Raw genomic sequence first — 25,474 nt, 5'->3', positions numbered from 1 at the left:
TTGAAGATAAAAATATGAGTATGTCTTGAAGAGATTTCTTTCTAATTTCTTAAATATAAAAGAGAAGGGACATCTCTGCTTCCTAAACTTATTCCCACAAAAAATAGAGCAGTTCACATGTTAGTTACTGCTCTACATAGTTTATTCCCCGTTAATTTGTTTTACAATGTATTCAGCATCATTTCCTACGCCTTGAAGCAATGCTGAACCTCGCCTATGCTGCCAAGGCAAACCTATAAAGTACAATCCCTCTACAGGTGAAACACCTCTATGATGTATGATTCGGCCTTCTTTATTCAAAACACCTTTTATATTTATCCATTTAAGAGGATTCCTAAAACCTGTAGCCCAAATAATATTGTTTACTTCTAACGAAGATGAATCTTTAAAAATGATTTCATTTTGCTTTCCAGCTACGACTCTTGTTTTTAACATAATCTCCCTCTGTTTTATTGCGTGTTTTAGTTCATACCTAAATATTGGATCATCTTTCTTTTGAATGAATTTGCCTAATATCGATGTATGACTTGCATGTAAAACTCCTAATTTATCAAACCACCAAAAGATGCTTCTTTTTCCGATCATTAAAGGCAAATAAACAAGTTTATTACTACAGGCTAAATATGTAACTCTTTCTTTGGATAATTCAACAGCTATCTGCGCACCACTATTCCCCCCACCAACTACTAGTACATTTCCATGTACCAATTGTTTTGAATTCTTATATTGTGACGAGTGTAGTTGATTAATATTATCAGCTAAACCTTTTGATATTGATGGAATATTAGGGGTATGAAAAGGACCTGTAGCAATGACAAGATTCTTTGATTGATATTCTCCCTGATTTGTTTTTATTAAGAAATAATTCTTTGATTTTAGAACACTTATTACATCTGTCTGTAATTGGATTGGAATATCAAATCTTTCAACATATTTCTTTAGATAAGCTACAATTTCATCTTTTGAAGGAAATCCGTTTTTTTCTCCTTCAAGATGCATCCCAGGCAAAGAGCTATACATTCGAGTAGTAAATAAAACCAATGAGTCATACCGTTCTTTCCAGCTCTCCCCAACCCCCTGACTTTTATCCAAAATGATAAGCTTTTGGTCGGTCTGCTTAAGATAATATCCTATTGAGATTCCTGCTTGACCAGCTCCAATTACTATCGTGTCATACATATTAAGCCTCCCACTAATTTTATTCATACGAGAGATAGACTAAAACTGAACCTCATCAGATAAAAATTTTAATGATGATGGTGGTCATGCGGCTTCTCAATTGTGGCCTGACAAAGGATCGCATTGTCATGATTATGTGCTTCTGTTTCCATTTGAATGGTTACATGCGTAATGCCTTTATGCTCAAGCTCATGTTCAATTTTGCGTAAAATATTTTCACTTTCTGAAATGGTCAGCTGATCGTCAACCACAGCGTGGCAAGAAAGAGCATTTAATCCACTTGTGATAGACCATATGTGTAAATCATGAATGTTTTGAATTCCCTCTGTCTCTTCAATTGCACGAATGATGTCAGTGACATCGATATGTTCTGGAGTTCCTTCCATTAATATGTGAATGGAACTTTTAGTCACATTGTAACCACTTCTTAGAACAAGAATAGCCACAATCATACTAGCCAATGGGTCTGCCCAGCCCCATCCAAAGAAGATGATAAGTATGGCAGCTAGAATGGCACCTACAGAGCCGAGCATATCGCTTATCACATGCAAATAAGCTCCTCTTATGTTCAGATTATTCTTTGTATCTCCGCCACTCATCATAATCCATGCGACTAATATATTCACAACTAACCCGATAATACTAATCGTAAGCATGCCAGTTGTTGCTACTTCTGGTGGGTTAGAGAAACGTTCGATTGCTTCATAAATGATATAAAGAGAAATAAGAATTAATGCAACACCGTTTATCACAGCAGCAAGAATCTCAAATCGTTTATAGCCGAATGTCTTATTGTGATTTGCCTTTTTTTCAGCTAATGTAAAAGCAATCAAGGCAACCATTAATGAAATTGAATCACTCAGCATATGGCCTGCATCTGATAAAAGCGCCAGACTATTTGTTAAAAATCCACCTATGGCTTCTATCATCATATAACCTGTAATCATGATAAAAGAGATCAATAAAACCTTTTTATTAGCTCCCGTAGTATGATTGTGACCCATAAAAATCTCCTCCTTAACGAAAGTTTCTTGATTCATATGCTTTATTATTTCTTATCTTTTATTGAGCATTCTAACCTGACACTAGAAATATCAATATATGATTACATGCTCATATAAGAATATATATGCTCTTTACTGAAATGTCAAAATATTTATTATAAAAATTCCAATACAGGTTCTTTTGTATTCAAATAAAATCAATTGATGCTTTTCTTAAAAATACTATTGCAACTTGATAACAACACCACGACGACTATCTGATAAGCAAAAAAAAGAGGAGCAAACACAAGGTTTACTCCTCTAACAGTCCCAACCCGTCACTTTCTACGTAGCATATAATCAAGATTCTTAATACCAAGACAAAAAGTTATTGCGGTCTCACCGAAAATTTAAATTGCGGTGCCCTATTGCCTTTTTCCGCGAAGGAAAACTTGTTAATATTTACATTACTAGTAGAGTTAAGGGAAGGGTGAATATCTTGATATCAATCACATCAGCTGAAGTGGGAATGAAGATTAATGAATGGCATAGGCATATTCAAAAATTCAACGTAACTGATGCTGAAATGTTAAAAGCTGAAATCGAACGTGATATAGAGGTGATGGAAGAAGATCAAGATTTGCTTATTTATTATCAATTAATGGCCTTTCGCCATAAAATTATGTTGGAATACACGCTGCATCTGATGAAAATCGAATGGAACTTTCAGAATATTTAAAGAAAATCGAGGGGCATAAGAAGAAGCTAGACAATATGCGAGCGTATTATTATAACTTCTTCCGCGGGATGTATGAGTTTAGAAACGGTGAATACACAAAGGCCATTACATATTACAAAAAAGCTGAACGCAAAATTCCAACGATCTCCGACAAGATTGAAAAAGCTGAGTTTTATTTTAAGTTATCCGAAGTCTATTATCATATGAAGATGACTCACATCTCAATGCACTACGCTGAACTTTCATACAACATCTATAAAAAACATGAACTTTATTCTGGTCGGCTTATTCAGTGCCATTTTGTTATTGCTGGCAACTACGATGACCTTGAAAATCATGAAAAAGCTCTCCCCCACCTTCAAGAAGCTTTAAAAGGTGCTGAGCTGCTTAAAAGTAAAAATACTCACATCTATGCCACCGCATTTTTCAATCTCGGTAACTGCTATCACAAAATGGACAACCTAAATAAGGCTGCACGTTACATCGAACAAGCTTTGGTTCAATACAGAAAAATAAACTCTGACGTACTTCCGCAAGCTTATCATGACCTAGCGTTGATTTATTTTAAACAAGGCAAAAAAGAACAAGCAATGGATTGCTTCCGCAAAGGAATCAGAAGCGCTGTAGATTTTAAAGACGAACTTTTTATGAACTTATTTGAAGCATTAGACGTTCTTTATATAAGAAATGGCGATACACCTAAACTCCTCAACATTTTTTCTCGTTTAGAGAACGGCAAAGGATACCATTATCTGGAAGAGCTGGCATTGTTAGGAGGAAACCTTTTCGATTATAATGGAAAAATAGAGGATAGTATCATCTGTTTCAAGAAGATGGTATATGCTCAAAAGCAAATATCGAAAGGGGAATGCATGTATGAAATCTAAATTGTTTATCAGTTTATCCGCTGTTTTAATTGGACTTGCCTTTTTCGGATCTATGTCTAATGGCGAAATGAAGGAAGCATCCCGGAATGTAACTCTCGCACCTACTCATGAATTCCTTGTTTGATTCGATAAACAACATTAGTTCTAATTCCCTTTAGCCGTTTCATAACGGCTTTTTCTTATTTCTAATACTGAAAAAATCCATCATATACATAAAGCTTTTGAGGTGAAAATTTTGGACTTATTTGATGAATGCTTAGAAGCTCTAGAGAAAAACAAAGAAATCTTATCAGAAGAATTAACGGCAAAATATTATGAACTGCTTTCAAACAGTTTTCCCTTTACATCTTGGGGACGAATCAAGTGGGAAGAAGTTTGTTGTCACCAATCTATAGATTACGAGGAAGAGATTGACGAGTGGCTAGCTGAACACCATTTTAAAGATAGAAACATTATCATTCTTTGGGGTTACGGAGAACAACCAGCATTAAAAACCAGTCTTGAACATGCATTAAACGTAATTGATGATGTAACTGCCGTTGGTTCAGATACTTTTATGTTTAGTGAATCCGGCTACGTTATCGAATTTTTTCATGATGGCGATGTTACAATTGGAAAGTCCCCTTTCATTGAAAGGATTAGCAAATAGGTAAAATGACACAGATCGAATGATTCATTTCCACCATTTGATCCACATAACAGTTAGTTTCATCATTCTTCCATGGTAATATTTTGTTATATGATTAAATGAGAGGGTATGATTATGAAAGTCTTTGAAGCTAAAACACTTATGTCTGAAGCTACAGACCGCGCCAAAGAATATAAAGAACTAAGGACGCAAATGGTCAACTTGAGAAAAGCTTTACAAAGCGTCGCTGAACTGGACGACAGCGAATTCTCAGGTAAAGGCGCTAATAACATTAAAGCATTCTATCACGATCATGTTGGTGTCACTGATCAATGGATTGACTACATTGACATGAAAATCGCATTCTTTAACAGCATTGCCGGAGCTGTCGAAGACAAAGGTCTCTCTGATGCTTATATTGAAGAATCTTTTTTAGAACATGAACTGGCTAACGCCCATAAAAAATCAAAATCAATCATGTCTGAACAGAAAAAAGCCATGAAAGATGGGACTGACCCCATAAGATGAGACAAATAAAAAACACCTTCAAGTTTGAAAACGGATAGTTGTTATCCGAAATAAGACTTGGAGGTGTTTTTTGTATGGGAACAAGAGCGAGTTATCCGATTGAAGTCAAACAGAAGGCTGTAGAAATGAGATTGGCAGGTGTGCCTATGAAAGAGATCATGCAGGAATTGAATATCAAGAATAAGACGCAGGTTCAGACATGGGTTAGATGGCATAAAGCTGGGGATACACATCGATTTGAACAGCCTGTTGGTAAGCAATACACTTACGGAAAAGGTCCGGAGTATTCTTCCGAATTAGAGAAACTACAGGCAGAGAACCGTTATCTGAGACAACAGAATGAAGTTTTAAAAAAGTACAACGAATTGGAAAGGAAGTTGATAGTCAAACGTCAGTCGAACTTGTAGAAGTATTGCGCAACACAATGACCGTACAGAATATCTGTGTTCATTTAGGTATTTCACGAGCATCTTATTATCGTTGGAAAAAGAACCTGACGAAAGATCATCCCAAATGCCATTTGGAAAAACAAATCGGCACGTTGTGCCGAGAGCACAAGTATCGATATGGATATCGAAAAATTACAGCTATATTAAAAAAGGGAATGCGTATTAACCATAAAACGGTTCAGCGTATCATGCAGAAAAATCAGTGGCAGTGCCGGGTTAAGGTGAAAAAACGCAAGAAGAATGGGCAGCCATATGCCGTGGTCGATAACATATTGAATCGGAACTTTCAGTCTGATCGTCCTCTTGAAAAACTAGTAACGGACATCACATATTTGCCTTATGGACAGAAACAATTGTACCTTTCCAGTATATTGGATGTATACAATGGAGAAGTGATTGCTTTCACGATTGGAGATAAGCAGGACACAGACTTTGTCTTAAACACACTTGAGCAACTGCCAACACTGCCTCAGAACTGTGTGTTACATAGTGACCAAGGATCTGTGTATACATCTTATGAGTATCAGAAAGCTGTTAAAACAAAAGGCATTACCATGAGCATGTCCCGCAAAGGGACGCCCGCTGATAATGCCTCCATCGAATCGTTTCATTCCTCACTAAAGTCTGAAACGTTCTATCTTAACAGCATTAATCGAACCACGACCGCCATCGTAGAACGCACTGTCAAAGAATACATTTATTATTATAACAACATTCGTATTCAAACGAAACGAAACTAAACAGCCAATCACCGATAAGCTATCGGCAATTGGCTGTATAAAAGTGTTTTGATCCCTGTCTCAAAAACAGGGGTCAGTCCCTTAAATCATCGGTTTTTTTTACTATCCCCACTAGGACCTCAAGTTTTTCGCTAAGCTTTCTCCCAACCGGTTTTCTTTCCACATAATTGTAATACCGAAGCCAATGACCATAATGACAGCAGCGAAAAGATAAGGATAGTGGATGTTTACGTCAAATAATATTCCACCCATGGCTGGCCCACCGATATTACCTAAGCTCGTATAGGTTGAGTTCATTCCAGCAGCAAATCCTTGCTCTTTCCCGGCAGCTTTTGATAAAAAAGTCGTTAACGCCGGGCGAAGCAAGTCAAATGCGAGGAAGATGAAGCAAGTTACTGCCAGTACTGCTAAAAAGCTAGAGATTACAGTAGATGCCACCGCCAATATTGCACCTATAATTAACAATAATTGAATTAGTTTCTTTTCACCAAGTTTATCTACCATTTTTCCAAACATAAATAATTGAATAACAACTCCGAAGATTGAGCTGATTGTAATAATAGTTGCAATCTCCTTCGGCGTGAAGCCAAATTTATGATCAGAAAATAGGCTGAAAACTGTTTCATATGCTGATAATCCGAAAGCAAGTACAAATACAATGATAAATGTCTTACATAAAAAAGAAAGGCCAACATTTGAAACACTCTGTTGGTCTTTCTTTTAATCATACGTAAGAAAGTGATCTGTTACAGAATATCCAACCAAATTTTAACGGTCGTCACCAAAATCAGTAAAGCTAAGATCCACCGCAGGATTTTTCCATTTACTTTTTGTCCCAGTTTTGCTCCTAGAGGCGAAGCGATTAAACTTGAGATAATAAGAATCAAAGAAGGTAAAAAAAGTACCTGACCTGTGATCACCTTTCCAACTGTTGCTCCAATAGATGAAAGAAATGTAATCGCAAGAGATGAAGCGACGGTGATTCTTACAGGAATATTTAAAATCGATAACATAATGGGGACTAGGATAAAGGCGCCGCCAGCTCCTAAAATACCTGATACGCCACCAATGATAAACGCTAGGGACGACGCCAACCATTTATTAAATATCACTTCTTTGCCGTCTCTATGTGCTTGTCCTTTTTTAGGTATAAACATTAGAATAACAGCTATAATAGCCAGAATTCCGTATATAAAGTTAATTCCTTTTTCAGATAAGTGATGAGAAAAATAGCTCCCCAATACACTCCCTAAAAGGATGCTGCTTCCCATGTAAATAATTAATGCTTTATTTAAAAGACCACTCTTACGATAAGCCCAAACACCGCCAAGTGTCGCAAAGAAAACTTGAATAGCCCCTATCCCTGAAACTTCATGGGCAGTTAATGACATCACCCCTACTAAAGAAGGAATGTACAATAACATTGGATAATTAATTACTGAACCGCCAATACCAATCAATCCGGAAAGAAAGGCACCAATAAACCCTATAATGAAAAGAGTTGTGATAAAGGCAATATCCAATTTGGTTTCCTCCTTTTCAAAGGAAAAGGGTATCTTTTTATTCGATACCCTTTCACATTCATTAGCCTTTTTTAATCCAGAATTTCAGTACATCTCCTTCTTGATCTTGCTCTAAGATGTCATGCCCACCTGATTTAGACCAAGCCGCTAGGTCACTTTTGAATCCTTTATCGGTTGCATGTACTTCTAATATTTGACCTGATTCTATTTCATTCATAGCTTTCTTTGTTCTGACGATTGGCATTGGACATGCCAGTCCTTTAGCATCTAATACTTTATCTGATTTCATGTTCATCTCTCCTCTGTTTGGTAATAATCATCTTTTATCGAATTGCACAACGATTTGGCCCAATCTCCATTTCACGCTGTTTTTCTTCATCTGGGTTGATTTTTCCCATATTTGTTTCTCGAATCTCTTGATATGCATTGGGTTGTGGAGGCAGACTGTCTGTCACTAGGTGTCTAAATTCCGTTTCATCCTCAATGTTCAAACCATGATTCTTAATAAATAATGTACTTAGTTTTTTACCAACACTTCCGTCTTCATTTAACTCATCAATAATCATGAAGTGTGCCGGTAATACAATTAAATCCTTTGATAACGCTTTGTAACGTTTATAAAGGGTTTCTCTTAAATCTCCTACCCAATCTTCTGCCATACCGGCTAAATCAGGTCTGCCGATTGAATCGATAAACAAGATATCACCTGAAAGGAGATACTGATCATCGACAATGAAAGAAGTGGAGCCAATGGTATGTCCAGGTGAATAAATTGGTTGAATTTTAATCGTCGTTTTTCCAATGATAATGTCATTTCCTTCTTCCAACGGCTGATAATCGAATAACACTTCTTCAGCATCTTTAGGCGGTAACCAGTAGGTTGCTCTTGTTTTTTCAGCAATCACTCTCCCCCCTGAAATATGGTCTGCATGGAGATGGGTATCAAATACGTGAGTAATTGTTGCACCCTTCTCTTTAGCAAAATCTAAAAAGACATCCGCCATACGTGTAGCATCTACTATGGCTGCTTCTCCATTGGATAATATCATGTATGATAGGCAGCCTTTCCCAATTCGAACAAACTGATAAATTTCCCCACCATCTTTTAAATCCCCGACTTTTACTGGCTCTAAATGTTCACTCCATGCTTTCATTCCGCCTTTAAGATAGGATACAGAAAGACCTGCTTCTGAAAGCATCTCGGATACCATTACTGATGAACCTTCTTTTGCGCAAACGACTAGCACTTCTTTATCAGAAGGAATTTTCTCTAGCATATCTTCTACGCCATCTAAAAGATCGAAATAAGGAACATTCAAATGGTCAAAGTCATGCCCTTCAATCTTCCAATTACTAAAATCATTTTCATTACGCACATCCAAAATAAATAAAGGTTCATTGTTAAAGATTTTTTTTGTCACTTCTTTTGGGGTCATTGCCTTTACAGTCATGTTTCAATGCCTCCTATATTGAATTTTTTTTAATGGGACTAAAATGTTAAGGATACATCAGCATCTTTAGCAAAATCTAAAAAGGTGACAGCCCCGCCTACTTCAATTCCTTCTACAAAGTCCTCTTTTGTTAAACCCATAACGTCCATCGTCATTTGACAACCAATAAATGTAACTCCCATTTCTTGTGCCATTTCAATCAGTTCAGGAATAGAAGGCACATTTGCTTTCTTAAATCCTTCCGCGAAGTGTTCTTTTCCTTTCGGCATTTCTAAATGTTGATGGGCTTGCTTATGGATCAGATTTAATCCCTCGAATGTAAAGAAGATAGATACTTCTTGACCACTTGCTGCTGCCGCAGTCGCAATATTAAATACCTTATAAGCATCAAATAGACCACCATTTGCCGCAATAATCGCTACTCTTGTACTCATTGGTTCATCATCCTTTTTATTTATTCTGTTTTACCTGTCCAATCACGCATACCAGGGACAACATTAATTACCTTTTTAAAACCTTGTTTTTTCATCGTTTGGGCTGCCATTTCACTTCTTCTTCCAGAATGGCAAATGATATAAATTTCATCATCTTTGTTTAACTCGTTAGAGCGCTTTTCCACTTCCCCAAGAGGGATATGCATAACTCCCGGGATATGAGCTTCTTCATACTCATCTAGCTCCCGGACATCTAAAATGTTAAGAGACTCCTCACTTTCCACTTTCTGTTTGAAAGCTTCTAGTGGAACCTCAGGAATAGAAGGTGCGCTTTCTGATGAATGTACTCCTCCTTTACGAAGAAAATGATGAAGTATTTCTCCCTCTGTTTCAGTACCTAGATATTCGTGACCTGTGCTATTTGCCCATGCTTGCAAATCTGCCGTAGAGCCTTTATCTGTTGCTTCAATTTCTAGTATCTCACCAGCATTTAAATCCTTCATTTTCTTCTTCGTTTTTACAATGGGCATTGGACACGTCAAACCTTTAGCGTCTAACACAATATTTGCCTTCACCATTTTTTCCTCCTTTTCAAATACGGGTGGGGGTATATAAATATACAAAAAAATAATATCTAAGGTTTTATGGCCATGTGTTCATACCACCTTTAATATTTGTGATATTTTTAAATCCTTGTTTTTTCAATACCTTGCTCGCCTTTAGACTTCTCATTCCACTTTGACAAATAACAAAAACTTCTTGGTCTTTCGAAAGTTGACTTGTTTGATGAGCCAATTTTGACAAGGGAATATTTTTGAACTCTTTAATATGCCTTGTACGAAATTCATGAGGTGTTCGTACATCGATAAACTGTTTTCCTTTATTTTTCAGCTCTGACTTTAAATCAGTAGTTGTTATCTGTTTAACACCTTCCACTGGTAAAAATCGTCGAAATACAATCCAAAGTAAAAATAAAATTAGTAAGGTATTGATGATTATCCCACTATCCATTGTGTTTCACCTCCTTTATTTAATTTGCAATTGGTAACATTAAATAAATAAGTTGACACTGCCTTCTTCAGCATCTGCTAAATAAGCGGCTACACCAGCATAGTCGATTTCATCTAATAGTTCTTTTTCCTGTAAACCAAGAAGATCCATTGTCATCGTACAAGCTACAAGCTTTACACCCTGTTCTTGAGCCATCTCAATCAACTGAGGCAACGTAAGTGCATTATGCTTTTTCATCACGTTTTTAATCATTTTAGGGCCCATACCTGCAAAGTTCATTCTAGATAAACCCATCTTATCAGCACCACGAGGCATCATCTTTCCAAACATTTTTTCAAGAAACCCTTTTTTTACTGGAATCAGTTCTTCTTTACGTAAAGCGTTTAAACCCCAAAAAGTATGGAAGATCGTCACTTCGTGATCGTAGGCAGCAGCACCATTTGCAATAATATAAGCTGCCATTGCTTTATCATAATCTCCACTAAATAAAACAATTGTTGTGCGTTTTGTTTGTTCTGTCATGTTTCTCCTCCCAATTGAATTACCCATAGGGGTATATAGAATTCCAAAAATTTTTAAGTGAAAGATGGACGTTTCGCCAAATACATATACCGGTAGGGGTATAATATAACACATATAAAAATTCGTCAACCTTAAATATAGGTTGATGAATTTTTTATCGACTCTTTACCAATAAGTCGACTGCTTCTTTTACTAAGTTTTGTGTGTCTTCGCCCTTTTCTAAACTTTCGCGAACACAATGTTCAAGATTTGTACTAACTATAACACCTAATGCTCGGTCTATAGCATTGCGTGATGCTGCCAATTGAGTCACAACTTCTCTACAGTCTTTTCCTTGCTCCATCATAGTCAATACACCTTTAATTTGTCCTTCTATCCGACGTAAGCGGTTTTTAATCTTTTGATCATACTCCATTCGCTGAAATCCTTTCTATAATTTATTTTTACATTTACATGTTGCCAATTCATAACTATTTACATGGATACCTTTGCTCTTCAGAAAACGCACTCCTAAATTTAATTCCACCCTATCATAAGCTATTATGTGTATTTTATCACGTGGAATCTCTAAATAAAAACGTTTTAGATACGCATATGGGATGTTTAAAATAATACCATCTGAAAAATTGGGTACATCGTTATAATGGCGAATATCTAATATTGTTATGTCCATGGTCTCTAATTTATCCTTATGAATACAAAAAATTCCGGTTATAGGATAATAACGTCTATACGTTGCATGGATAATAACAAAAATAAGCAGAAATGCAACAACTAAATAATTGATACTAACCACACCACCTTATTAACCCCTTCTTATTCATAACGCAATAATATACCCCTATAGGTATATAGTCAAGTGTGAAAGCTAATTTCTTTGAGCTATTAATTAATTTTAACCTCTAACGACTGAAAAACACTCACATTTCGCTAATGCCAATTCGACTAAAAGTAACTCGAATAAAGAAACAATCCGATTTTCATTTAAATCGACTTGTTTAATCAATTACTTTTAAAATTAGCACAAGACAGTTCATCTGCTCAGCAACTATTTCTAATACGCTACACAGCATGCAATCCTCCGCTGCTTGGATATTAAATTGAGTTTCATTTGCATAAGAACAATTTGCAGGTACTGGTTCCCTATGTTTCATGCCGTATGTGACTCGAATTACTCAGAATTCTGCAAAATATCTATGCTAATCTTCCGCAGCGGCTGCATCTGCTTTGGTTGCATGAACTGTACCAAATGGATGGTTTGGAGGAGCATAAATTGAGTATAGTTTTAACGGCGTATTACCTGTATTAATCACATTGTGCCAAGTGCCAGCAGGTATAACAATGGCAGAATCATCATAGACATTTCTTTGGAAATTTAAATTATCTTTGCTCTTTCCCATTTTAACGATCCCTCGACCCTGCTCAATCCGTAAGAACTGATCGACGTTTGAATGCATTTCCAAACCAATATCTTCTCCAATACCGATACTCATCAAAGTTACTTGAAAATGTTTTCCTGTCCATAAGGCAGCACGGAACGTATTGTTTTGTTTTGTGGCTCTATTGATATTTACAACAAATGGTTTTGGTCCATAATCCTTCAAGAGAAGGTTTCTATCTTCGTAGGAAGAACGCACATCATTAAATCTGTTTACATACTGCATTTCATTTGGAATAGTCCAATAAACAGATCTTCCATCGTTATACATCGGTACAGTGACATAATAATAACATTGAGGCGAAAAAGGTATATAGTACATTTTTTGATCCCCACAATTATAAATTTTGTGATAGTATCCTATGCATTTATTAAGGGAGTGTTACTAAATCAAGAAAATTCATATTTAACACAAAAATGGACGTTCTTAATCAATGCAAAATATATTATTTAAAAAGACCTGCTTTGTATGTCCCTTTACAAATTCTCATAAAACCATATTCATAAACCCTGATTTATTTGCACTAGATGCTTCTATAATATCTACTTCTAAGTAACGTTTTGTTCGATCACCGTTTACACGGATGAATAATTTATCACCGACTCTATAATCGTAAAACTAGATGATAGCAGAAAACCGTTTACAGGTAAGGAAATAAATCTTCCTTGGTTAAGTGCTGTTGAAATAGACGGCAAAGTAAAAGTTAAAAGACAACCTAGAGATGTAAGCCGTAGAGTATACACAATGAAAGACATTGATATTAACAGAGTAGACCCAGATACAGGGAAAACGAATCTTCAGATAATGAAAAAAGGAGATGCTCCTTACGCTAATGATGGAACCAAAGTTAATTTGCATCACCTTATCCAAGAAGAGAGTGGTACAATGCTTGAAATACCCGAAAGCTGGCACAACAAATATAGTAAAGTGCTGCATGGCTTGAAGGGAAGTGGACAGAGCTTTAGAAATGATCCAATACTTGAAAAACAGTACAATAATTTTAGAAAGAGATATTGGAAATGGAGAGCTAAACAATTCGAGAATCAAGAGTAAGAGGTGACTTTAATGAACTATTCACAAGTTGAGCAATTTATTAGAGAGAATGCAGAAGATGACGATTTTACGGGTGGAATTAGCATTGATAAAATTAATGCTATAGAGGAAAAACTAAACGTTAAATTACCCAACAGTTATAAATGGTTTCTTGAGAAATATGGATCTGGTGGAGTTTATGGAGTGAATATACTAGGTCATGGTAAAGCTACGGCGAGAGTGGTTACAGTGACTGAAGAATACAAGAAATACTATGATTTAATTGATGGAATTGTGGTTATCGAATATATAGATGAATTTTCTTATTGTCTTGATACAAACAGAATGGATGATGATGGAGAATGTCCGGTTATCCTTTGGGACAATCAAGAGGGTTACGGTCGAACTGTGGCCCGTAACTTTTTAGAGTTTTTAATGGAGGATCTTGAGGAATCTAAAGAAAACTGGGAAGAAGATGAAGACTGGGACGATTAAGTCAGAAGGATTGCAATATAGAACCCTCATTATATGAGAGGCTCTTTTGCACTTCAATAAATGCTTCTAGATCGCTTTCGTATCAATTTCAGAACAATCTTGAGTGCCACATGATAGCTTCTGGATGATCCATAACCACCTACTAAGAATTGAAATTTTTGATTCCAGTCAAAGAGAAATTCTTTAAAATGGGGATTTACTTGTTTAATCACTGTTATCACCTTTGTTCACAATGGTGATCTCAAAAGGTTTATCTTCTTCTGTAAGTTCTTCAATCTCTAATTTTTTCTTGTTGATATTTAAACGCATATGCTCCAATTTAAGGCGTCGTTCGTCTTCCGAATGAGCTAACTCATCAAACTGTTTTATTAGGTTCCTGAGCTCTGCCATTGCCCTAGATTGAGCGTTCAAGAACGTAGCATGACGATCCCAAGAAAATTGGAATTCGTATTCTTCCTCTTCGACTTCGTTTGTCTCAGATATGACAGACTTTTTCTTTTTCAGTTCCTTAATCATTTCTTCCTTATCAGAAACGAACATGATTTTTTCGCCCTTAATATTGCAGCATATTGGATCTGTATCTGATCCCATATCATATCGACAGGTGAGCGCTCCTGAATCTCATCCATGATGGATAGCGTTTCTTCTGGCAAGAACTTTGAGAAGAATCCATGAGTCACAGCATTTTGTTTGATTTCTCAGTGGAGCGGCACCACCTTTATTTCCTAACGCATTTTTATTACCAAACGGTGCTCTTCCTCCCTTGTTTCCTTTTGCATTTTTGTTCCCTTTAGGTGCGCCTCGACGCAAAAGAGCGCTCCCTTTTATTTTTTCTTCCCATTTATCGTTTGCTTTCCATTTGCGAATAGTGCTGCTTGTGATGCCTAATTCCTCAGCAATGTCTTTTAACTTCTTGCTCCCGCCGCTCTCTTCCCACAAACGAAAAGCTTCATCTCTGCGTGGATCACGTGGTCTTGGCATTACATCTCACCCACCTCCGGATCTCATGTTTGAGTTTGTGTTTGTTTTAATAGCTTTTGCTGATGTGTCCGCTATTGCACCTTTAGACAAAATATTCATTTCTTCTTTTTTAGACTTAAATCTATGTCGAAAGTTATTGTTTATCATACCTTATACTATCTCCCCTAAAGGAGGTGGAAATATGGGATTCTTCGGTGGATACTCTAACGGAAATACTGGTTATTCAAATGGATATGGTAACTCCTTCGCTTTGATCGTGGTGCTATTCATTTTGTTAATCATTGTTGGTGCTGCATTCCTTTATTAGTCTTGAGGCACTTCAATCCAAAGCGGCCTTTTTGAATTCACCTCCCTGTACGGCAAAACGCCATAAGAAGTTTTTATGGCGTTTTGCCATTTGATTGCCGAATCATGCTGACAAGGTTTCTATATGGTGAATATTCTCTCTAAACCGCCACCGCACTCAAGCCGTTAACCGCCAATTGTCTATCCTGAGATTTACCGGAAGCAGTTTACAGAGAATATAAAAAGCACCCCGTAGGATGCTAAATCTTATTTTTTAACATTTTGTCTAAAAAACTTCCTTGAAAATAATTTAAGTTTGCAGAGTAGTATCTGAAACTTGATACCGCAATAAACAATATTACAAGTTGTATAATTAACATAGCAATTACCATCGGCGGGTAAGAAAAACAGCCATACTTATACAGTGTTGCTATCACTGTAAACAAAACGGCTAAAAAATGACTTACGAATACAGTACCCAAGGCATGAATTGTTGATAGCAGGTACCTATACCTTTCAACGATATAGTTTCTTTTATCTTCTTTAATCTTTAATAAATTTTCATGCCATAAAACCTCAAAATAAAAATAATCGTTCTTATTGTTATCTTTCCAATTGTCAGGTTTGGGAAAATTCTCAACCTGCTCAATTGCATTATCAAAAATCCGATTTTTATTAAATATCCAATTCGCTACAAAGTATAAATGATGAATTATATAACCCACTACCACGCCAAATATACTCAGAGAAATGAAAACCCCTATTAATTTTCCAAGCTCAGAAAACTTTAAATGAGCTGATATATAGTCAGCTTCAGTAAGTGCAAAATAGGCTCCTATCCAGAAAATTAACATCCATCCTGGTATGCCCCACCTTATTAAATACTTTGTTTCAAAACTCATATAATCTCCTCCCACCTTATTATCGGTGAAAGAAAAGGACAAAGGAATAATTTGCAGAATTTGTCGAAATTTTTGCTGCAAATCTTAATTTCCTTGATCACAGAACTGCTTTCTCTTTTGAACATTTTGTTCATAGTTTTATTAGTGATAAAAAGCGACCCCTACATTTGGGTCGCTCTTCTCGTTTTATTACCTATTACCGACATACGGAATACAAAATGGCGTGCCATTATCATGCCATAATTGCGCATAATTATTTTAATTAGAGAGTTTTATAAAATCGTTTATTAATTGATCAGTTGTTAATATTGTGGCAAACTCATCGTGCAATGTAGCTATAGATACATTATGAATAATATTCGCATCATAATATGTACCATTTTGGTCTTTAATACCGAAGGCTGCTGTTGCATCTGAAATTAGGTATGTATCAAATCCTAAATTACCACTCATCCTTGTGGTTGTTGATACACAATGAGGCGTAGTTAAACCAGTTATTACTACAGTTGTTATTTCATTTAATTTTAAGAACTCTTCTAAATTAGTACCAATAAAGCTACTATTTACTTTCTTGGTTATTATTACTTCTTCATCCATAGGTTTAACTATTTCCTTTATAGCAAACCCTTCATTCTTTGGATGAAATAAAGAATGAGGTTTATCAGAAGTGTGTTGTATGTATATTACTGTCCATCCTTTTTCTCTCCACAATTTTAGTATTTCACTAATGTTTTCTTCCGCCTTTAAGTTATTTCGTTCACCCCATTTTTTATCATCGAAGGCTTTTTGTACATCCACAATTATTAAAGCTTTTTTCTTTTCTTCCATAAGTTAACCTCCTAAAGAATCACTTATTTTTATTACTACATTTTAAATACAAATTTTACTTTTGTACAATGGCTTAACGATGAATTCCAAATAAGCGCCCCCCTAAAACATTTGAATATATTTTCTACAGCGAATAATAAAAGCACTCTAATAAGGAGTGCTGAAATTAAAGACTATTGATTTAGAAGCCATTTGATACGCTCAACTGAAAATATATAGTGGAGTATTATAAGACATAAAAAGATGATACTAACAGTTTTTAAATTACTAAAATAAAGCGCTGCAACAGCCATTATAAAGATCATAAATTCAATAACTAATCTTGTTACCCCGTTTACAGCTATTACAGTTTGTCCATTTCGACTAGGATCATTAGACACTGCAAACACTGACCAGATAATCATAACTACAATCGGTAAAACCAAAGTTACAACATACTTAAGATAACCATTAAAGTTAAAATGGGTCCATGCAAACACACCTATGGAGATTAGTGCAACGATTTCAAGAGCGAATCTTAAAAGTAAGTTAGTTTGATTCAAATTATACAGCTCCTATTCCTTTACAACGCTAAACCGGCTCAAGAATTAAGAGTATTAATCATAGTCAAAATAGCAGAACCAACACTATAAAGTGATTTAATAGTATCGGTATCTCCTTTGAATTTACTTATCTTATCCATGATCTTTCTATATTTGCTTACAGCTTCTTCCTGATTGGCACTTTTCAATACCTCTAACATTTCTACAATTAGAGTGAAAATTTCATCTTGTTTCTCATTGCTAGTTCTCATAAGCAACGATATTTCATGCAGTATAGCTGTATTCCTTTCGATACCAGATAGTAGTTGAAGAGTTTGTTCACGGTACTCTTTCTCATCTTTCTCTCTTTATTTAATGGCTTGCTCTTTTTGTTGCCGCTCTGAAGCTATCTGCTCATTAATTTTCTTAATATGACTCAAGTCAGTTGGAGGATAATTCAATTTAGGTAATTCTAAATTGATCTTAGGTATCTTTAAGTCTCCTACCAAGTTTTTGCTCCATCCATTTTCATTTCCCATTTAATCACCTCTTTTTAATTATCGGTTAAAGCAAGTAACTAAGGAACTATTTGCAAAATTTGTCGACAAAAAAACACCCTACAGGATGCTTTATTATTTTCTGCTCTTTATGTAATCTTCTTTACTGACACCTAAAAGCTCCGCAGAATGCTCATCTGCAGATTGTTCTAAATGATGCATTTGGTATTTAACGAATTCTTCTTCAGTAAATACCTTTTTATCGATGAGAATATCAATTAGAGCTTCTATTGTGCATTGACGGTTTACCGATCTACCTGCCAATTGTTCTAACAAATGTTGCTGATTAACATTAATTGTTCTAGTCATGTTTTCACCTCCTACCTTAATATCAGCCATAGATTATGACAAAGAACATTTTGCAAAATTTGTCGAACGATTGAACATAAAAAAGACACCTAATAAGGTGCCCCATGAAAAAATTATTGATTTATACTATCTCCAATCATACTTTCCAATTCTTTTTCAATCTCTTCTTGAGTCATGTCTTCAACTGGTTTATATTCTCCGTTGGCATTATAATCAGCTGGGTTATCAGAAACCCCATTCTCTGGTACATACTCTGCATCATCATTGTAATCATTTGGATTTGAAGAAGGTGTTTTTGGATCACTCTCTAATTCTTCTTCAGTATAAATTGAGCTATCAGATTCACCACTATCTGTATCTAATTCATCAGATGTATCGTCCGTTAAATCATCTGTTGATGAATCGACAGAGTTTACCGATGTATCGTCAGTCGAATCTTCTGAAGAACATGCACCAATTACCGCCACAATGCCAACTAATATAAATAACAAACAAATCTTTTTCATTTGTCTCCTCCCCCACCTTTATTATCGGTGAACAAAGGGACGCTTTGCAGAATTTGTCGAATGATTTATTATCCTTTTACTATATGGTTTAGGTGGCACAATAATAATTCTGCTGCGCCGACCTGCCTCCCATTTTAAACCACAGATTTTTTCAGATTCAACAAACGCTCAAAGTGGCAATCTTGGCATAATTGGCTGATCAATTCGTCTTTCATTTTGCGTACAGTTTCCCTTGAAATGCCAAGGTGAAGACCTATTGCGCGGTTGCTCATACCCTCCATCATGCAATCATAAATGACTTTATGTTGCTCTCATTTGATCTTTTCTGCCCCCAACTCAACTGCATATACTCGTTTCTCATAGTACTTAAGACGTTTGAAAAGACGTTCCTCTCGCATATCCATTTGCCTCAATTCAGCCTGACTCTTCCCAGGACTCCCTTTTGGCATAGCAGCTTCTAATCCATATTGAGCAACACCCCAATTTTTCATTGGAATTACCGAACCATAGAGTACCTTCTGCAAACGATGAACCTCTTTCACCATCCAGTGATAGCTATTGATTAGATTTTCAATTTCTTTTCGATTCATGAAACGTCCTCCTTTTTAAACAAATAAAACGGACACCAAACCAACAGCGTAAATAATACTGTAAGTTCAGTGTCCGCAGGCTTTCCTTCTTGGACAATATTACCTCTCAACGCTCATGCTGTGCCCTCATTTCGGGGTGCAGGCATTCGGGAGGATTCTATATTTTAATCTAAGTTCACAAAATATTAACAAAAAATACCTTGGATATTTTTGTATCTCATGTAATAATACACTTGTATTAAAAACAAAGGGAGTGTTTAAAATGAAATTGAAAAAAGTTTTAACTGGTACTGCATTGTCACTTACTTTGCTTGTTTCTGCCGCTCCTGCCTTTGCCGCAAGTCCTACTGATACTCATTCTGAAGAAAGTCAATCAAAAGAAGTTTCTGCATTAGGTACCCTAGTTGTTCGTGGACTTCCTTCTGATCCAGACCCAGGACAAACAATCACTATAAACGGAACAACATATTATTTAGACAGTGTTACTTTTTATCCTGATGGATCTTATATCGCCTACTATTCAAGTTAACTATGAGGAGGTTTATAGCCTCCTCTTTCTTATAGTTCTACTGCTTGTTTGTCAGTTATTATTTCATCTGGCATGACTTGACGTACATTTGAAGTTCAACTTGTTAATGGTATCCATTATGAAACTTCCTTTCAATTGCTTACCTGACTTTGTAACCTATCTCATGATCAACCCTTGCAAAGCTGCCCTTTACAATTTGGATCACCGTTTTACCGTGCTCCGGAGCATCTAAGACATGGGCAGTACCTTGATTCCCATCTAAAACAATGATCTGAACTTTCCCTGGGTCAATCTTCTGTTGAATAGTAAAGTCTTTTTTGATGTTTATTTCTCTTGGATTGCACACTCAAAGCGCCCCCTGTGTTATGATAGAAGTACCAGTTCATATCAAGAACACTGAGGCTAAGCGCTTCAGTGTTTTTTATTTTTAGGCAGAAACCTCTCTTATCATGACTTCCACCCTCGGCTCTCCACTATAAAACTTGCTAACTTTCAGGTCCACTACTTGGCTATCATCTTTATATATCAAATGGTTCAGAGCGTCTTTTACACCCTTTACATAGTTATCAACGTCGGGCTTTGTCGTCGGCCTCAGAAGACCTTTTTCGGCTTTTTCTTTCTTCTTTCATGAGTTTGAAACTGATTTGGGCATAGGTCTATACACTTTGACATCCATTGAGACAGGACCAGTAATAATTGTTTCTGGTCGATGCTGAGACGCAACCAATGCTACATACTGCTTAAAGTACTTTGATTTCGCTGGATCTCGCATATGCACCTTCCCATTTCGTATTGATCCAAGCGGCCGCCCCTGTGCGACTGGCTCATCATAAACAGTGAACTTAATGTAATCCAACTGCTCTTTCCATAGCTGAATTTCTTTTTCTATTCTCGGTGCGGAGAGTAAAATTGCCAGCAGAGACACGACTGCTTTAAGCACTCAGCATCCGCTCCATTTGCTTTATTTGTTCCTCAAGTAAACGGATAGTTGGCGTAAGATCTTTACCTTCTGTAGGACTTAGAGGGTCCGAATATATAAAGTCCATCAGCTGCTTTTACATTCGTTTTCTCTTTCATTCCCAATCACCTAACCTATGATTTAATTGCATTCGATCACCTTTAATAATCACTATGTAATCACGACACATCTGGTGAATTCGTGAACCAAGAGCCTCGTCTATATCTAAAATCTCATCGACTGTTAACTCCGAAGAAATCAGCAAAGGCTTATGATTCAAGTATCAATAATTAATGACCGACTGGATTTGTTCAACCTGCCAATCGGTTGCCCTTGGATGACCGTTTATTGGTTTGAATAAGTCATCAATGAATAGTAATTCGACCTTTCTCATGACATCGAGTTTCGCTTCTAAGTTATCAAAGTTAGCTTTCAAATCACCCATGCCCTCTACGTAAGGGAAATACATGCAGTGTACTGATTTTTTCTTGATCAGATTATTCATAATCGCCGTGAGCAAATGAGTTTTGCCGCTGCCAGGCTGTCCAAGTAATGCAATACTGTTTTGCCTTTCTCCTTTGATCTTTTGGAAATCTTTATAGTATTCCACTGCACACTCATAAGCGTCCTTGATCATGTCTGGCTTACGGCCCGTGATGAAGTTACCAAATAGAAGCTTTTCAAACTCTTCTGTAATGCCACTAGCTGCCATGAGTCTGGCAATTTCCTTTCGTCTTACACATTCACACTGTTTTGAATAAGTATCTTTCCATTCACTAGCTTTGTCCGGCGTGCAAACCTTCCCCAAAAGAAAATCATCTTCCGATACCATATCTTCTGGAACCATAAGATCTAACTGATCATCTAAATGCCAAGGAGTATCTTTATGGACCCGATAAACGACAATTCCACGATCCTTACAATAAGGACAATCAAAATCAGCCTTTTCTTCGGATGCGGCCTGTCTGTTCCCAAAAAGCGGGCTGACTTTTCCCGAAGTTCCTGCATAATCGTTTGAAATGCGGTGTCTATACTGACTGCTTTGTTTATAGCCATATTGTTTCTCCTTTCTCTTTTGAGTGAATGGATTTGATAAGATGGCTTGAACATATGACAAACTTGCTGATTTCCCCTTTAGCTGAAACGCTGTCTTGATAGCCTCCATCACTTTCTCTTCACCATAATCGTCGACCATGTAGCCGATTCGCTGTGCCTCAATCGGCCCGACTGACCGAGCAACTTTGTTTTCATATAGCTCAAAGGCATTTTTCATTTTGTCATCGATCTCCTGTGTTCAATCTCAGCTGCAATATAATCACTGACGATGCAAAAAAAGTATTAAACGATCCTGAAACATTCCTTGCAGCTAAGACGGTGAAGTAACTGATGAAATTTCACAGGCTGCTTTGGAGATTATAACGGAGCAATTAAAGGAAAGACGGAAATCAGATAAATAAACGCAGTTAGTTTATTATTATTTATTTCTGTTTATTATGTTTAATTCTGTTTACTAATAAGATTTAGATTCTCATTTATATCTCAATCATATCCTCATTTATAAAGTGACTTTTGAATCCCATAAAAACCCTTACGTGACAAGGGTTTTTGTTGTTTTCTCATTTATATTTTCATTTATGTTTCTTTTATATTTTATATATAAAAATCATTACATAAGGAGCGTCTATTGGTGCAGAGAATTGTTGAGTTTGTTTTAAGTTTAATTGGAAGCTACTAGGTATAGTAGTCGCCATCATAGCCTTAATTATCGCCTATTCAGATGCACTTTTAAATGCGTTTATTCATTTAGATTTATCAAGTGAACTTATAGATGTTTCATGGGGGATCTGTTTTCTTTTCAAGTGTTGCTTTTCTTGCTTCATTTGCTGTTGGAGTAAAACCTAAGCTAAGCGGTACATTACTCATTATATCTGGTTTAGGTGGATTATTTTGTATTTCGTTACTCTACTTAATACCAGCAATACTTATGATCATTCCTGGAATCATGGTGTTTGTAAGGAAAGAAAAAACTGCTACTAAAGCAATTTAGAGCAGAGTATAACACAAAAGAACCGCGACTGGCGGTTCTTTTAGTGTATATTCCTATTTTAAATAAACTGCTTCATTATTATTGGACAGCACCATAATCAAAATCAATATCTTTCTTGTCTAAATCCCCCTTAAAATTTTTAGCATAGGTCATGGTTAAATGTACGCTTTTATCTATCCACCAAGTTCCATCATCTGTATTCGTATCCCAAGTAACATCTATATCTCTGTCAAAATTCTCAAAAAACACCAAATCCCCAACAGCTACTGTTTTTCCGTTGATCTTGTAATATATTAAAACAATTTTCTTATCGAATATACCTGTCCCGTGCTTTACGATTGTTAAACTGTAAGGCTTATTAGGACATTGCTGTTCAAGTATAACTTTAGGATTTAAAAATAAAACATAACAAATGAATAGAATTGGTACAATCATTAACCTTTTTAAGAATTTTTTATTGATATTTACCCCCTCCAACAGCATACTGATAGCGGTATAAAAAAACGTGATCCGTAAAATGCATTACTGGAACTTTCTTTGATTTTTAAATTTATTTTCTTATGCAGCTATCGCTATCCGTTAGTTTAATTAGAATTCAGATAATCCAAGACACGGTCAACTCTTTCATTGACTGAGTGATCGCCTTCAATCTTTAGCACTGGACAAGATAAATCTTCCATCCAATGTTCATGCAAAGCTTTACTTCTAACTTCCATTCCAGCATTATCATATAAAGAAGCCCACTCTAAAAATGCTTTTGATTGTTCATATTTACTGCCACCGGCTAACACTTCATTTCCATAACGCTGAAATTCCCTATGCCTTAATCTCTCAAGCCGTATTTCTTGTGGAATCCATAAGAAGACGACAAGGTCAAAATAACTTTTTAGATTATCGCCCCAGCCACACACTGCACCAGAAAGAATCCATTTCTCATTTATTGTTAAGTCTTTTTCAAGCAACTTTCTTCTTTCAGGAATTTCTCTTTTTTTAGTGAATTTATCTAACCAATAGTAATTATCAGTATCAAGATGCGTATGAGGCAAACGCTTTGATAATGCAACACCCAATGTTGAAGTCCCAACACCAGAAGCTCCCAATATGTGAATATTTTTTTTCATACTTCCCCCTCCTTATTAATCAACCAAACTCCCTGTTTGTTGCATAAGGTACTTACTATTATTTTGACATAAATCCCTAAAGACCTTTACTTTTCGAGGGAAATCCAGATGCGTGTTAAAATCATCATACTTACGAAAACAGCCATTATTAAACGGATTCATATTCCATCTCCTTAGACGCATTTTCCTATGAAAAAAGTCTTGCTTTCCCTATAATATTTAAACGAATCCAATTTTTAGATTGTCGTCTTTAAGGAGGTTTTTTATCTTGAGGTATACAAACAGTCCTTTAGAGGATTGGATTGAAAACTTATACAGAAAGATTGATATTACAGAACCTGAACAAATTAATTTTGAACGGATTGCCGAGTCATTAGATATCAGGCTTTCATTTAAACCTGTTACAAGCTTCGCACTTAAACACAGCGCAATTTATACCATATGCTTGGACAGCCGAAAAAGCCGAGTTGAACAATGGTATGATTTTGCTCATGAATTTTGCCATATATATAGACATGAAGGTGATAAAAAAACAAGCCTGCAACTTGGACTGATTATTTGGAGTGGCAGTCGAATTATTTTACATATCACTTTTGCATTCCAACTTTCATGTTGCGTAATATTAATCTTTCGTACATACAATCACATGCAATTGAAAATGTAGCTTGGCTATTTAAGGTATCCCCTTCATTTGCGAAGAAACGTTTGAACATTTATTATAGGAAGCGGACTCAACATTTATTTAGTCAAACTGTTACGGGAAATTTATGCACCCCCCCTTTGTAATTAATAATGAGATCCTCATGCATTTGCGCGCACTAAAAAAAACAAAAAAAGACGTCTCCCTTCATGATCCGATCGGGCAGGATAAAGAAGGGAATGAAATAAGCCTGATCGATGTCCTGAAATCAGAAAATAAAGACGTGATTGATACGATCCAGCTCAATATGGAGCTTGAAAAAGTGAAGCAATACATTGACATTTTAGATGACCGTGAGAAAGAAGTGATTGTCGGGCGGTTTGGGCTTGATTTAAAGAAGGAAAAAACGCAGCGTGAGATTGCCAAAGAACTCGGTATTTCGCGCAGCTATGTATCACGGATTGAGAAACGGGCGCTGATGAAGATGTTCCATGAGTTCTACCGGGCGGAAAAGGAAAAGCGGAAGAAAGCGAAGGGGAAATAATGCAGAAGAAGCCGGATCTAATATTCCGGCTTTCTCTCATTCATTTACATGCTTCTTTTAAAACTTTCGAAACTAACGGAGACAGAATATACGATAGAGGCATGAAAATATTTCCA

General features: G+C 36.2%; 25 protein-coding genes and 17 pseudogenes. 13 read left to right on the top strand and 29 right to left on the bottom strand.

Annotated features, from left to right (window positions below):
* Positions 1–141: 141 nt before the first annotated feature.
* Positions 142–1,179, bottom strand: coding sequence for a flavin-containing monooxygenase (locus H7F27_RS08070; RefSeq protein ID WP_185848803.1), 1,038 nt, complete (start codon positions 1,177–1,179; stop codon positions 142–144).
* A gap of 68 nt (positions 1,180–1,247) precedes the next feature.
* Positions 1,248–2,183 carry a CDF family zinc transporter CzcD gene (gene czcD, locus H7F27_RS08065; RefSeq protein WP_101861076.1) on the bottom strand — a complete coding sequence of 312 codons (936 nt, stop codon included), beginning with the start codon at positions 2,181–2,183 and terminating at the stop codon, positions 1,248–1,250.
* 478 nt (positions 2,184–2,661) lie between these two features.
* On the opposite strand from czcD, the pseudogene rapE reads away from it, so the two are divergent.
* From rapE to H7F27_RS08040, 5 genes and pseudogenes are all read left to right on the top strand, one after another.
* Positions 2,662–3,788 (top strand): annotated as a pseudogene (gene rapE, locus H7F27_RS08060) (response regulator aspartate phosphatase RapE).
* Positions 3,778–3,912 carry a phosphatase RapE inhibitor PhrE gene (gene phrE / locus H7F27_RS08055; protein WP_014114495.1) on the top strand — a complete coding sequence of 45 codons (135 nt, stop codon included), beginning with the start codon at positions 3,778–3,780 and terminating at the stop codon, positions 3,910–3,912. The pseudogene rapE and the gene phrE overlap by 11 nt, the downstream one beginning before the upstream one ends.
* A gap of 111 nt (positions 3,913–4,023) precedes the next feature.
* Positions 4,024–4,183: pseudogene (locus tag H7F27_RS08050) on the top strand (hypothetical protein).
* Between the two features lie 368 nt (positions 4,184–4,551).
* A pseudogene (locus H7F27_RS08045) lies at positions 4,552–4,923 on the top strand (T7SS effector LXG polymorphic toxin); the annotation flags it as partial.
* A gap of 95 nt (positions 4,924–5,018) precedes the next feature.
* Positions 5,019–6,174 (top strand): annotated as a pseudogene (locus H7F27_RS08040) (IS3 family transposase).
* Positions 6,175–6,244: 70 nt separating this feature from the next.
* Here the strand turns inward: H7F27_RS08040 and H7F27_RS08035 are convergent.
* The 11 genes and pseudogenes from H7F27_RS08035 to H7F27_RS07990 all read right to left on the bottom strand — a co-directional run.
* Positions 6,245–6,799, bottom strand: a pseudogene (locus tag H7F27_RS08035) (MFS transporter); the annotation flags it as partial.
* A gap of 80 nt (positions 6,800–6,879) precedes the next feature.
* Entirely contained in the window at positions 6,880–7,656 is a 777-nt protein-coding gene (locus H7F27_RS08030) for a sulfite exporter TauE/SafE family protein (protein ID WP_185848802.1), read from the bottom strand.
* 61 nt (positions 7,657–7,717) lie between these two features.
* On the bottom strand, positions 7,718–7,945 hold the full coding sequence (locus H7F27_RS08025; protein WP_185848801.1) for a sulfurtransferase TusA family protein: 228 nt from the start codon (positions 7,943–7,945) through the stop codon (positions 7,718–7,720).
* Positions 7,946–7,979: 34 nt separating this feature from the next.
* Positions 7,980–9,114: pseudogene (locus tag H7F27_RS08020) on the bottom strand (MBL fold metallo-hydrolase).
* A 31-nt stretch (positions 9,115–9,145) separates the two neighbouring features.
* The gene (locus H7F27_RS08015; RefSeq protein WP_185848799.1) at positions 9,146–9,541 is read right to left on the bottom strand and encodes a DsrE/DsrF/DrsH-like family protein; all 396 of its coding nucleotides are present in this window, start codon (positions 9,539–9,541) and stop codon (positions 9,146–9,148) included.
* A gap of 20 nt (positions 9,542–9,561) precedes the next feature.
* Positions 9,562–10,119 carry a sulfurtransferase TusA family protein gene (locus H7F27_RS08010; RefSeq protein ID WP_185848798.1) on the bottom strand — a complete coding sequence of 186 codons (558 nt, stop codon included), beginning with the start codon at positions 10,117–10,119 and terminating at the stop codon, positions 9,562–9,564.
* Between the two features lie 64 nt (positions 10,120–10,183).
* Positions 10,184–10,552, bottom strand: coding sequence for a rhodanese-like domain-containing protein (locus H7F27_RS08005; RefSeq protein WP_185848797.1), 369 nt, complete (start codon positions 10,550–10,552; stop codon positions 10,184–10,186).
* Positions 10,553–10,591: 39 nt separating this feature from the next.
* Entirely contained in the window at positions 10,592–11,074 is a 483-nt protein-coding gene (locus H7F27_RS08000; RefSeq protein ID WP_185848796.1) for a DsrE/DsrF/DrsH-like family protein, read from the bottom strand.
* A gap of 154 nt (positions 11,075–11,228) precedes the next feature.
* Complete coding sequence (locus H7F27_RS07995) at positions 11,229–11,489, bottom strand: metal-sensitive transcriptional regulator (RefSeq protein WP_151175169.1); 261 nt, start codon at positions 11,487–11,489, stop codon at positions 11,229–11,231.
* 15 nt (positions 11,490–11,504) lie between these two features.
* Positions 11,505–11,870, bottom strand: coding sequence for a sulfurtransferase (locus H7F27_RS20835; protein WP_151175170.1), 366 nt, complete (start codon positions 11,868–11,870; stop codon positions 11,505–11,507).
* A 403-nt stretch (positions 11,871–12,273) separates the two neighbouring features.
* Complete coding sequence (locus H7F27_RS07990) at positions 12,274–12,834, bottom strand: cupin domain-containing protein (RefSeq protein ID WP_185848795.1); 561 nt, start codon at positions 12,832–12,834, stop codon at positions 12,274–12,276.
* A gap of 300 nt (positions 12,835–13,134) precedes the next feature.
* On the opposite strand from H7F27_RS07990, the pseudogene H7F27_RS07985 reads away from it, so the two are divergent.
* Positions 13,135–13,566, top strand: a pseudogene (locus tag H7F27_RS07985) (HNH/ENDO VII family nuclease); the annotation flags it as partial.
* A gap of 12 nt (positions 13,567–13,578) precedes the next feature.
* On the top strand, positions 13,579–14,040 hold the full coding sequence (locus tag H7F27_RS07980; protein WP_185848794.1) for an SMI1/KNR4 family protein: 462 nt from the start codon (positions 13,579–13,581) through the stop codon (positions 14,038–14,040).
* A 59-nt stretch (positions 14,041–14,099) separates the two neighbouring features.
* Here the strand turns inward: H7F27_RS07980 and H7F27_RS07975 are convergent.
* Positions 14,100–14,252 (bottom strand): annotated as a pseudogene (locus H7F27_RS07975) (phage terminase large subunit); the annotation flags it as partial.
* Positions 14,245–15,021 (bottom strand): annotated as a pseudogene (gene terS, locus H7F27_RS07970) (phage terminase small subunit). The pseudogenes terS and H7F27_RS07975, both read right to left, overlap by 8 nt.
* A gap of 181 nt (positions 15,022–15,202) precedes the next feature.
* Between terS and H7F27_RS07965 the strand changes: the two are divergent.
* Positions 15,203–15,328 (top strand): YjcZ family sporulation protein, encoded by a 126-nt coding sequence (locus tag H7F27_RS07965; protein WP_024122219.1) that lies wholly within the window; start codon positions 15,203–15,205, stop codon positions 15,326–15,328.
* 238 nt (positions 15,329–15,566) lie between these two features.
* Here H7F27_RS07965 and H7F27_RS07960 read toward each other — a convergent pair whose 3' ends face one another.
* The 7 genes and pseudogenes from H7F27_RS07960 to H7F27_RS07930 all read right to left on the bottom strand — a co-directional run bounded on the left by H7F27_RS07960 (position 15,567) and on the right by H7F27_RS07930 (position 19,519).
* Entirely contained in the window at positions 15,567–16,208 is a 642-nt protein-coding gene (locus H7F27_RS07960) for a BA5345 family protein (protein ID WP_185848793.1), read from the bottom strand.
* Between the two features lie 258 nt (positions 16,209–16,466).
* Positions 16,467–17,036 (bottom strand): cysteine hydrolase family protein, encoded by a 570-nt coding sequence (locus H7F27_RS07955; protein WP_185848792.1) that lies wholly within the window; start codon positions 17,034–17,036, stop codon positions 16,467–16,469.
* 173 nt (positions 17,037–17,209) lie between these two features.
* Complete coding sequence (locus tag H7F27_RS07950) at positions 17,210–17,587, bottom strand: YrdB family protein (protein ID WP_038954242.1); 378 nt, start codon at positions 17,585–17,587, stop codon at positions 17,210–17,212.
* A gap of 338 nt (positions 17,588–17,925) precedes the next feature.
* Positions 17,926–18,096: a hypothetical protein gene (locus H7F27_RS07945; protein ID WP_181000342.1), complete on the bottom strand. Its 171-nt coding sequence runs from the start codon at positions 18,094–18,096 to the stop codon at positions 17,926–17,928.
* A gap of 93 nt (positions 18,097–18,189) precedes the next feature.
* A complete protein-coding gene (locus tag H7F27_RS07940; RefSeq protein WP_103672591.1) occupies positions 18,190–18,423 on the bottom strand; it encodes a hypothetical protein in 234 nt (77 codons plus the stop codon).
* 113 nt (positions 18,424–18,536) lie between these two features.
* Complete coding sequence (locus H7F27_RS07935; RefSeq protein ID WP_103672590.1) at positions 18,537–18,929, bottom strand: hypothetical protein; 393 nt, start codon at positions 18,927–18,929, stop codon at positions 18,537–18,539.
* Positions 18,930–19,063: 134 nt separating this feature from the next.
* Positions 19,064–19,519 (bottom strand): annotated as a pseudogene (locus tag H7F27_RS07930) (sigma-70 family RNA polymerase sigma factor).
* 262 nt (positions 19,520–19,781) lie between these two features.
* Here H7F27_RS07930 and H7F27_RS07925 point away from each other — a divergent pair.
* The gene (locus tag H7F27_RS07925) at positions 19,782–20,048 is read left to right on the top strand and encodes a hypothetical protein (RefSeq protein ID WP_024122226.1); all 267 of its coding nucleotides are present in this window, start codon (positions 19,782–19,784) and stop codon (positions 20,046–20,048) included.
* Positions 20,049–20,187: 139 nt separating this feature from the next.
* Here the strand turns inward: H7F27_RS07925 and H7F27_RS07920 are convergent, their stop codons facing one another.
* The 5 genes and pseudogenes from H7F27_RS07920 to H7F27_RS07900 form a co-directional block, all read right to left on the bottom strand.
* Complete coding sequence (locus tag H7F27_RS07920; RefSeq protein ID WP_103672589.1) at positions 20,188–20,394, bottom strand: XtrA/YqaO family protein; 207 nt, start codon at positions 20,392–20,394, stop codon at positions 20,188–20,190.
* 81 nt (positions 20,395–20,475) lie between these two features.
* Positions 20,476–20,904 (bottom strand): annotated as a pseudogene (locus H7F27_RS07915) (RusA family crossover junction endodeoxyribonuclease).
* A gap of 76 nt (positions 20,905–20,980) precedes the next feature.
* Positions 20,981–21,131: pseudogene (locus H7F27_RS07910) on the bottom strand (hypothetical protein).
* Positions 21,122–21,913: pseudogene (locus H7F27_RS07905) on the bottom strand (ATP-binding protein). Before H7F27_RS07905 ends, H7F27_RS07910 begins: the two co-directional pseudogenes overlap by 10 nt.
* A gap of 31 nt (positions 21,914–21,944) precedes the next feature.
* Positions 21,945–22,297 (bottom strand): annotated as a pseudogene (locus H7F27_RS07900) (DnaD domain-containing protein); the annotation flags it as partial.
* Positions 22,298–22,317: 20 nt separating this feature from the next.
* Here H7F27_RS07900 and H7F27_RS07895 point away from each other — a divergent pair.
* Positions 22,318–22,463: pseudogene (locus tag H7F27_RS07895) on the top strand (transcriptional regulator); the annotation flags it as partial.
* A gap of 371 nt (positions 22,464–22,834) precedes the next feature.
* The gene (locus tag H7F27_RS07890; protein WP_260627350.1) at positions 22,835–23,053 is read left to right on the top strand and encodes a hypothetical protein; all 219 of its coding nucleotides are present in this window, start codon (positions 22,835–22,837) and stop codon (positions 23,051–23,053) included.
* Between the two features lie 78 nt (positions 23,054–23,131).
* On the opposite strand, the gene H7F27_RS07885 is transcribed toward H7F27_RS07890, so the two are convergent.
* Positions 23,132–23,488: a hypothetical protein gene (locus tag H7F27_RS07885; RefSeq protein ID WP_260627349.1), complete on the bottom strand. Its 357-nt coding sequence runs from the start codon at positions 23,486–23,488 to the stop codon at positions 23,132–23,134.
* A gap of 149 nt (positions 23,489–23,637) precedes the next feature.
* Complete coding sequence (locus H7F27_RS07880) at positions 23,638–24,174, bottom strand: ATP-binding protein (protein ID WP_106020147.1); 537 nt, start codon at positions 24,172–24,174, stop codon at positions 23,638–23,640.
* 268 nt (positions 24,175–24,442) lie between these two features.
* Here H7F27_RS07880 and H7F27_RS07875 point away from each other — a divergent pair.
* Both H7F27_RS07875 and H7F27_RS07870 read left to right on the top strand, forming a co-directional pair.
* Positions 24,443–24,960 (top strand): annotated as a pseudogene (locus H7F27_RS07875) (ImmA/IrrE family metallo-endopeptidase).
* Positions 24,960–25,358: pseudogene (locus H7F27_RS07870) on the top strand (sigma-70 family RNA polymerase sigma factor); the annotation flags it as partial. The pseudogenes H7F27_RS07875 and H7F27_RS07870, both read left to right, overlap by 1 nt.
* Positions 25,359–25,474 lie beyond the last annotated feature (116 nt).

Source organism: Bacillus sp. PAMC26543 (genome assembly GCF_014250375.1).
Taxonomy (GTDB): Bacteria; Bacillota; Bacilli; order Bacillales; family Bacillaceae; genus Bacillus; species Bacillus halotolerans.
Note: the sequence above shows the minus strand (reverse complement) of the source record. Positions and strands in the feature narration are given on the sequence as shown.

Coding starts and splice junctions, on each gene's coding strand:
- H7F27_RS08070 (WP_185848803.1), bottom strand. CDS start 1,179: ATGTATGACACGATAGTAATTGGAGCTGGTCAAGCAGGAATCTCAATA.
- czcD (WP_101861076.1), bottom strand. CDS start 2,183: ATGGGTCACAATCATACTACGGGAGCTAATAAAAAGGTTTTATTGATC.
- phrE (WP_014114495.1), top strand. CDS start 3,778: ATGAAATCTAAATTGTTTATCAGTTTATCCGCTGTTTTAATTGGACTT.
- H7F27_RS08025 (WP_185848801.1), bottom strand. CDS start 7,945: ATGAAATCAGATAAAGTATTAGATGCTAAAGGACTGGCATGTCCAATG.
- H7F27_RS08015 (WP_185848799.1), bottom strand. CDS start 9,541: ATGAGTACAAGAGTAGCGATTATTGCGGCAAATGGTGGTCTATTTGAT.
- H7F27_RS08010 (WP_185848798.1), bottom strand. CDS start 10,119: ATGGTGAAGGCAAATATTGTGTTAGACGCTAAAGGTTTGACGTGTCCA.
- H7F27_RS08005 (WP_185848797.1), bottom strand. CDS start 10,552: ATGGATAGTGGGATAATCATCAATACCTTACTAATTTTATTTTTACTT.
- H7F27_RS08000 (WP_185848796.1), bottom strand. CDS start 11,074: ATGACAGAACAAACAAAACGCACAACAATTGTTTTATTTAGTGGAGAT.
- H7F27_RS07995 (WP_151175169.1), bottom strand. CDS start 11,489: ATGGAGTATGATCAAAAGATTAAAAACCGCTTACGTCGGATAGAAGGA.
- H7F27_RS07990 (WP_185848795.1), bottom strand. CDS start 12,834: ATGTACTATATACCTTTTTCGCCTCAATGTTATTATTATGTCACTGTA.
- H7F27_RS07980 (WP_185848794.1), top strand. CDS start 13,579: ATGAACTATTCACAAGTTGAGCAATTTATTAGAGAGAATGCAGAAGAT.
- H7F27_RS07965 (WP_024122219.1), top strand. CDS start 15,203: ATGGGATTCTTCGGTGGATACTCTAACGGAAATACTGGTTATTCAAAT.
- H7F27_RS07960 (WP_185848793.1), bottom strand. CDS start 16,208: ATGAGTTTTGAAACAAAGTATTTAATAAGGTGGGGCATACCAGGATGG.
- H7F27_RS07955 (WP_185848792.1), bottom strand. CDS start 17,036: ATGGAAGAAAAGAAAAAAGCTTTAATAATTGTGGATGTACAAAAAGCC.
- H7F27_RS07945 (WP_181000342.1), bottom strand. CDS start 18,096: ATGGGAAATGAAAATGGATGGAGCAAAAACTTGGTAGGAGACTTAAAG.
- H7F27_RS07940 (WP_103672591.1), bottom strand. CDS start 18,423: ATGACTAGAACAATTAATGTTAATCAGCAACATTTGTTAGAACAATTG.
- H7F27_RS07935 (WP_103672590.1), bottom strand. CDS start 18,929: ATGAAAAAGATTTGTTTGTTATTTATATTAGTTGGCATTGTGGCGGTA.
- H7F27_RS07925 (WP_024122226.1), top strand. CDS start 19,782: ATGAAATTGAAAAAAGTTTTAACTGGTACTGCATTGTCACTTACTTTG.
- H7F27_RS07890 (WP_260627350.1), top strand. CDS start 22,835: ATGTTTCATGGGGGATCTGTTTTCTTTTCAAGTGTTGCTTTTCTTGCT.
- H7F27_RS07885 (WP_260627349.1), bottom strand. CDS start 23,488: ATGATTGTACCAATTCTATTCATTTGTTATGTTTTATTTTTAAATCCT.
- H7F27_RS07880 (WP_106020147.1), bottom strand. CDS start 24,174: ATGAAAAAAAATATTCACATATTGGGAGCTTCTGGTGTTGGGACTTCA.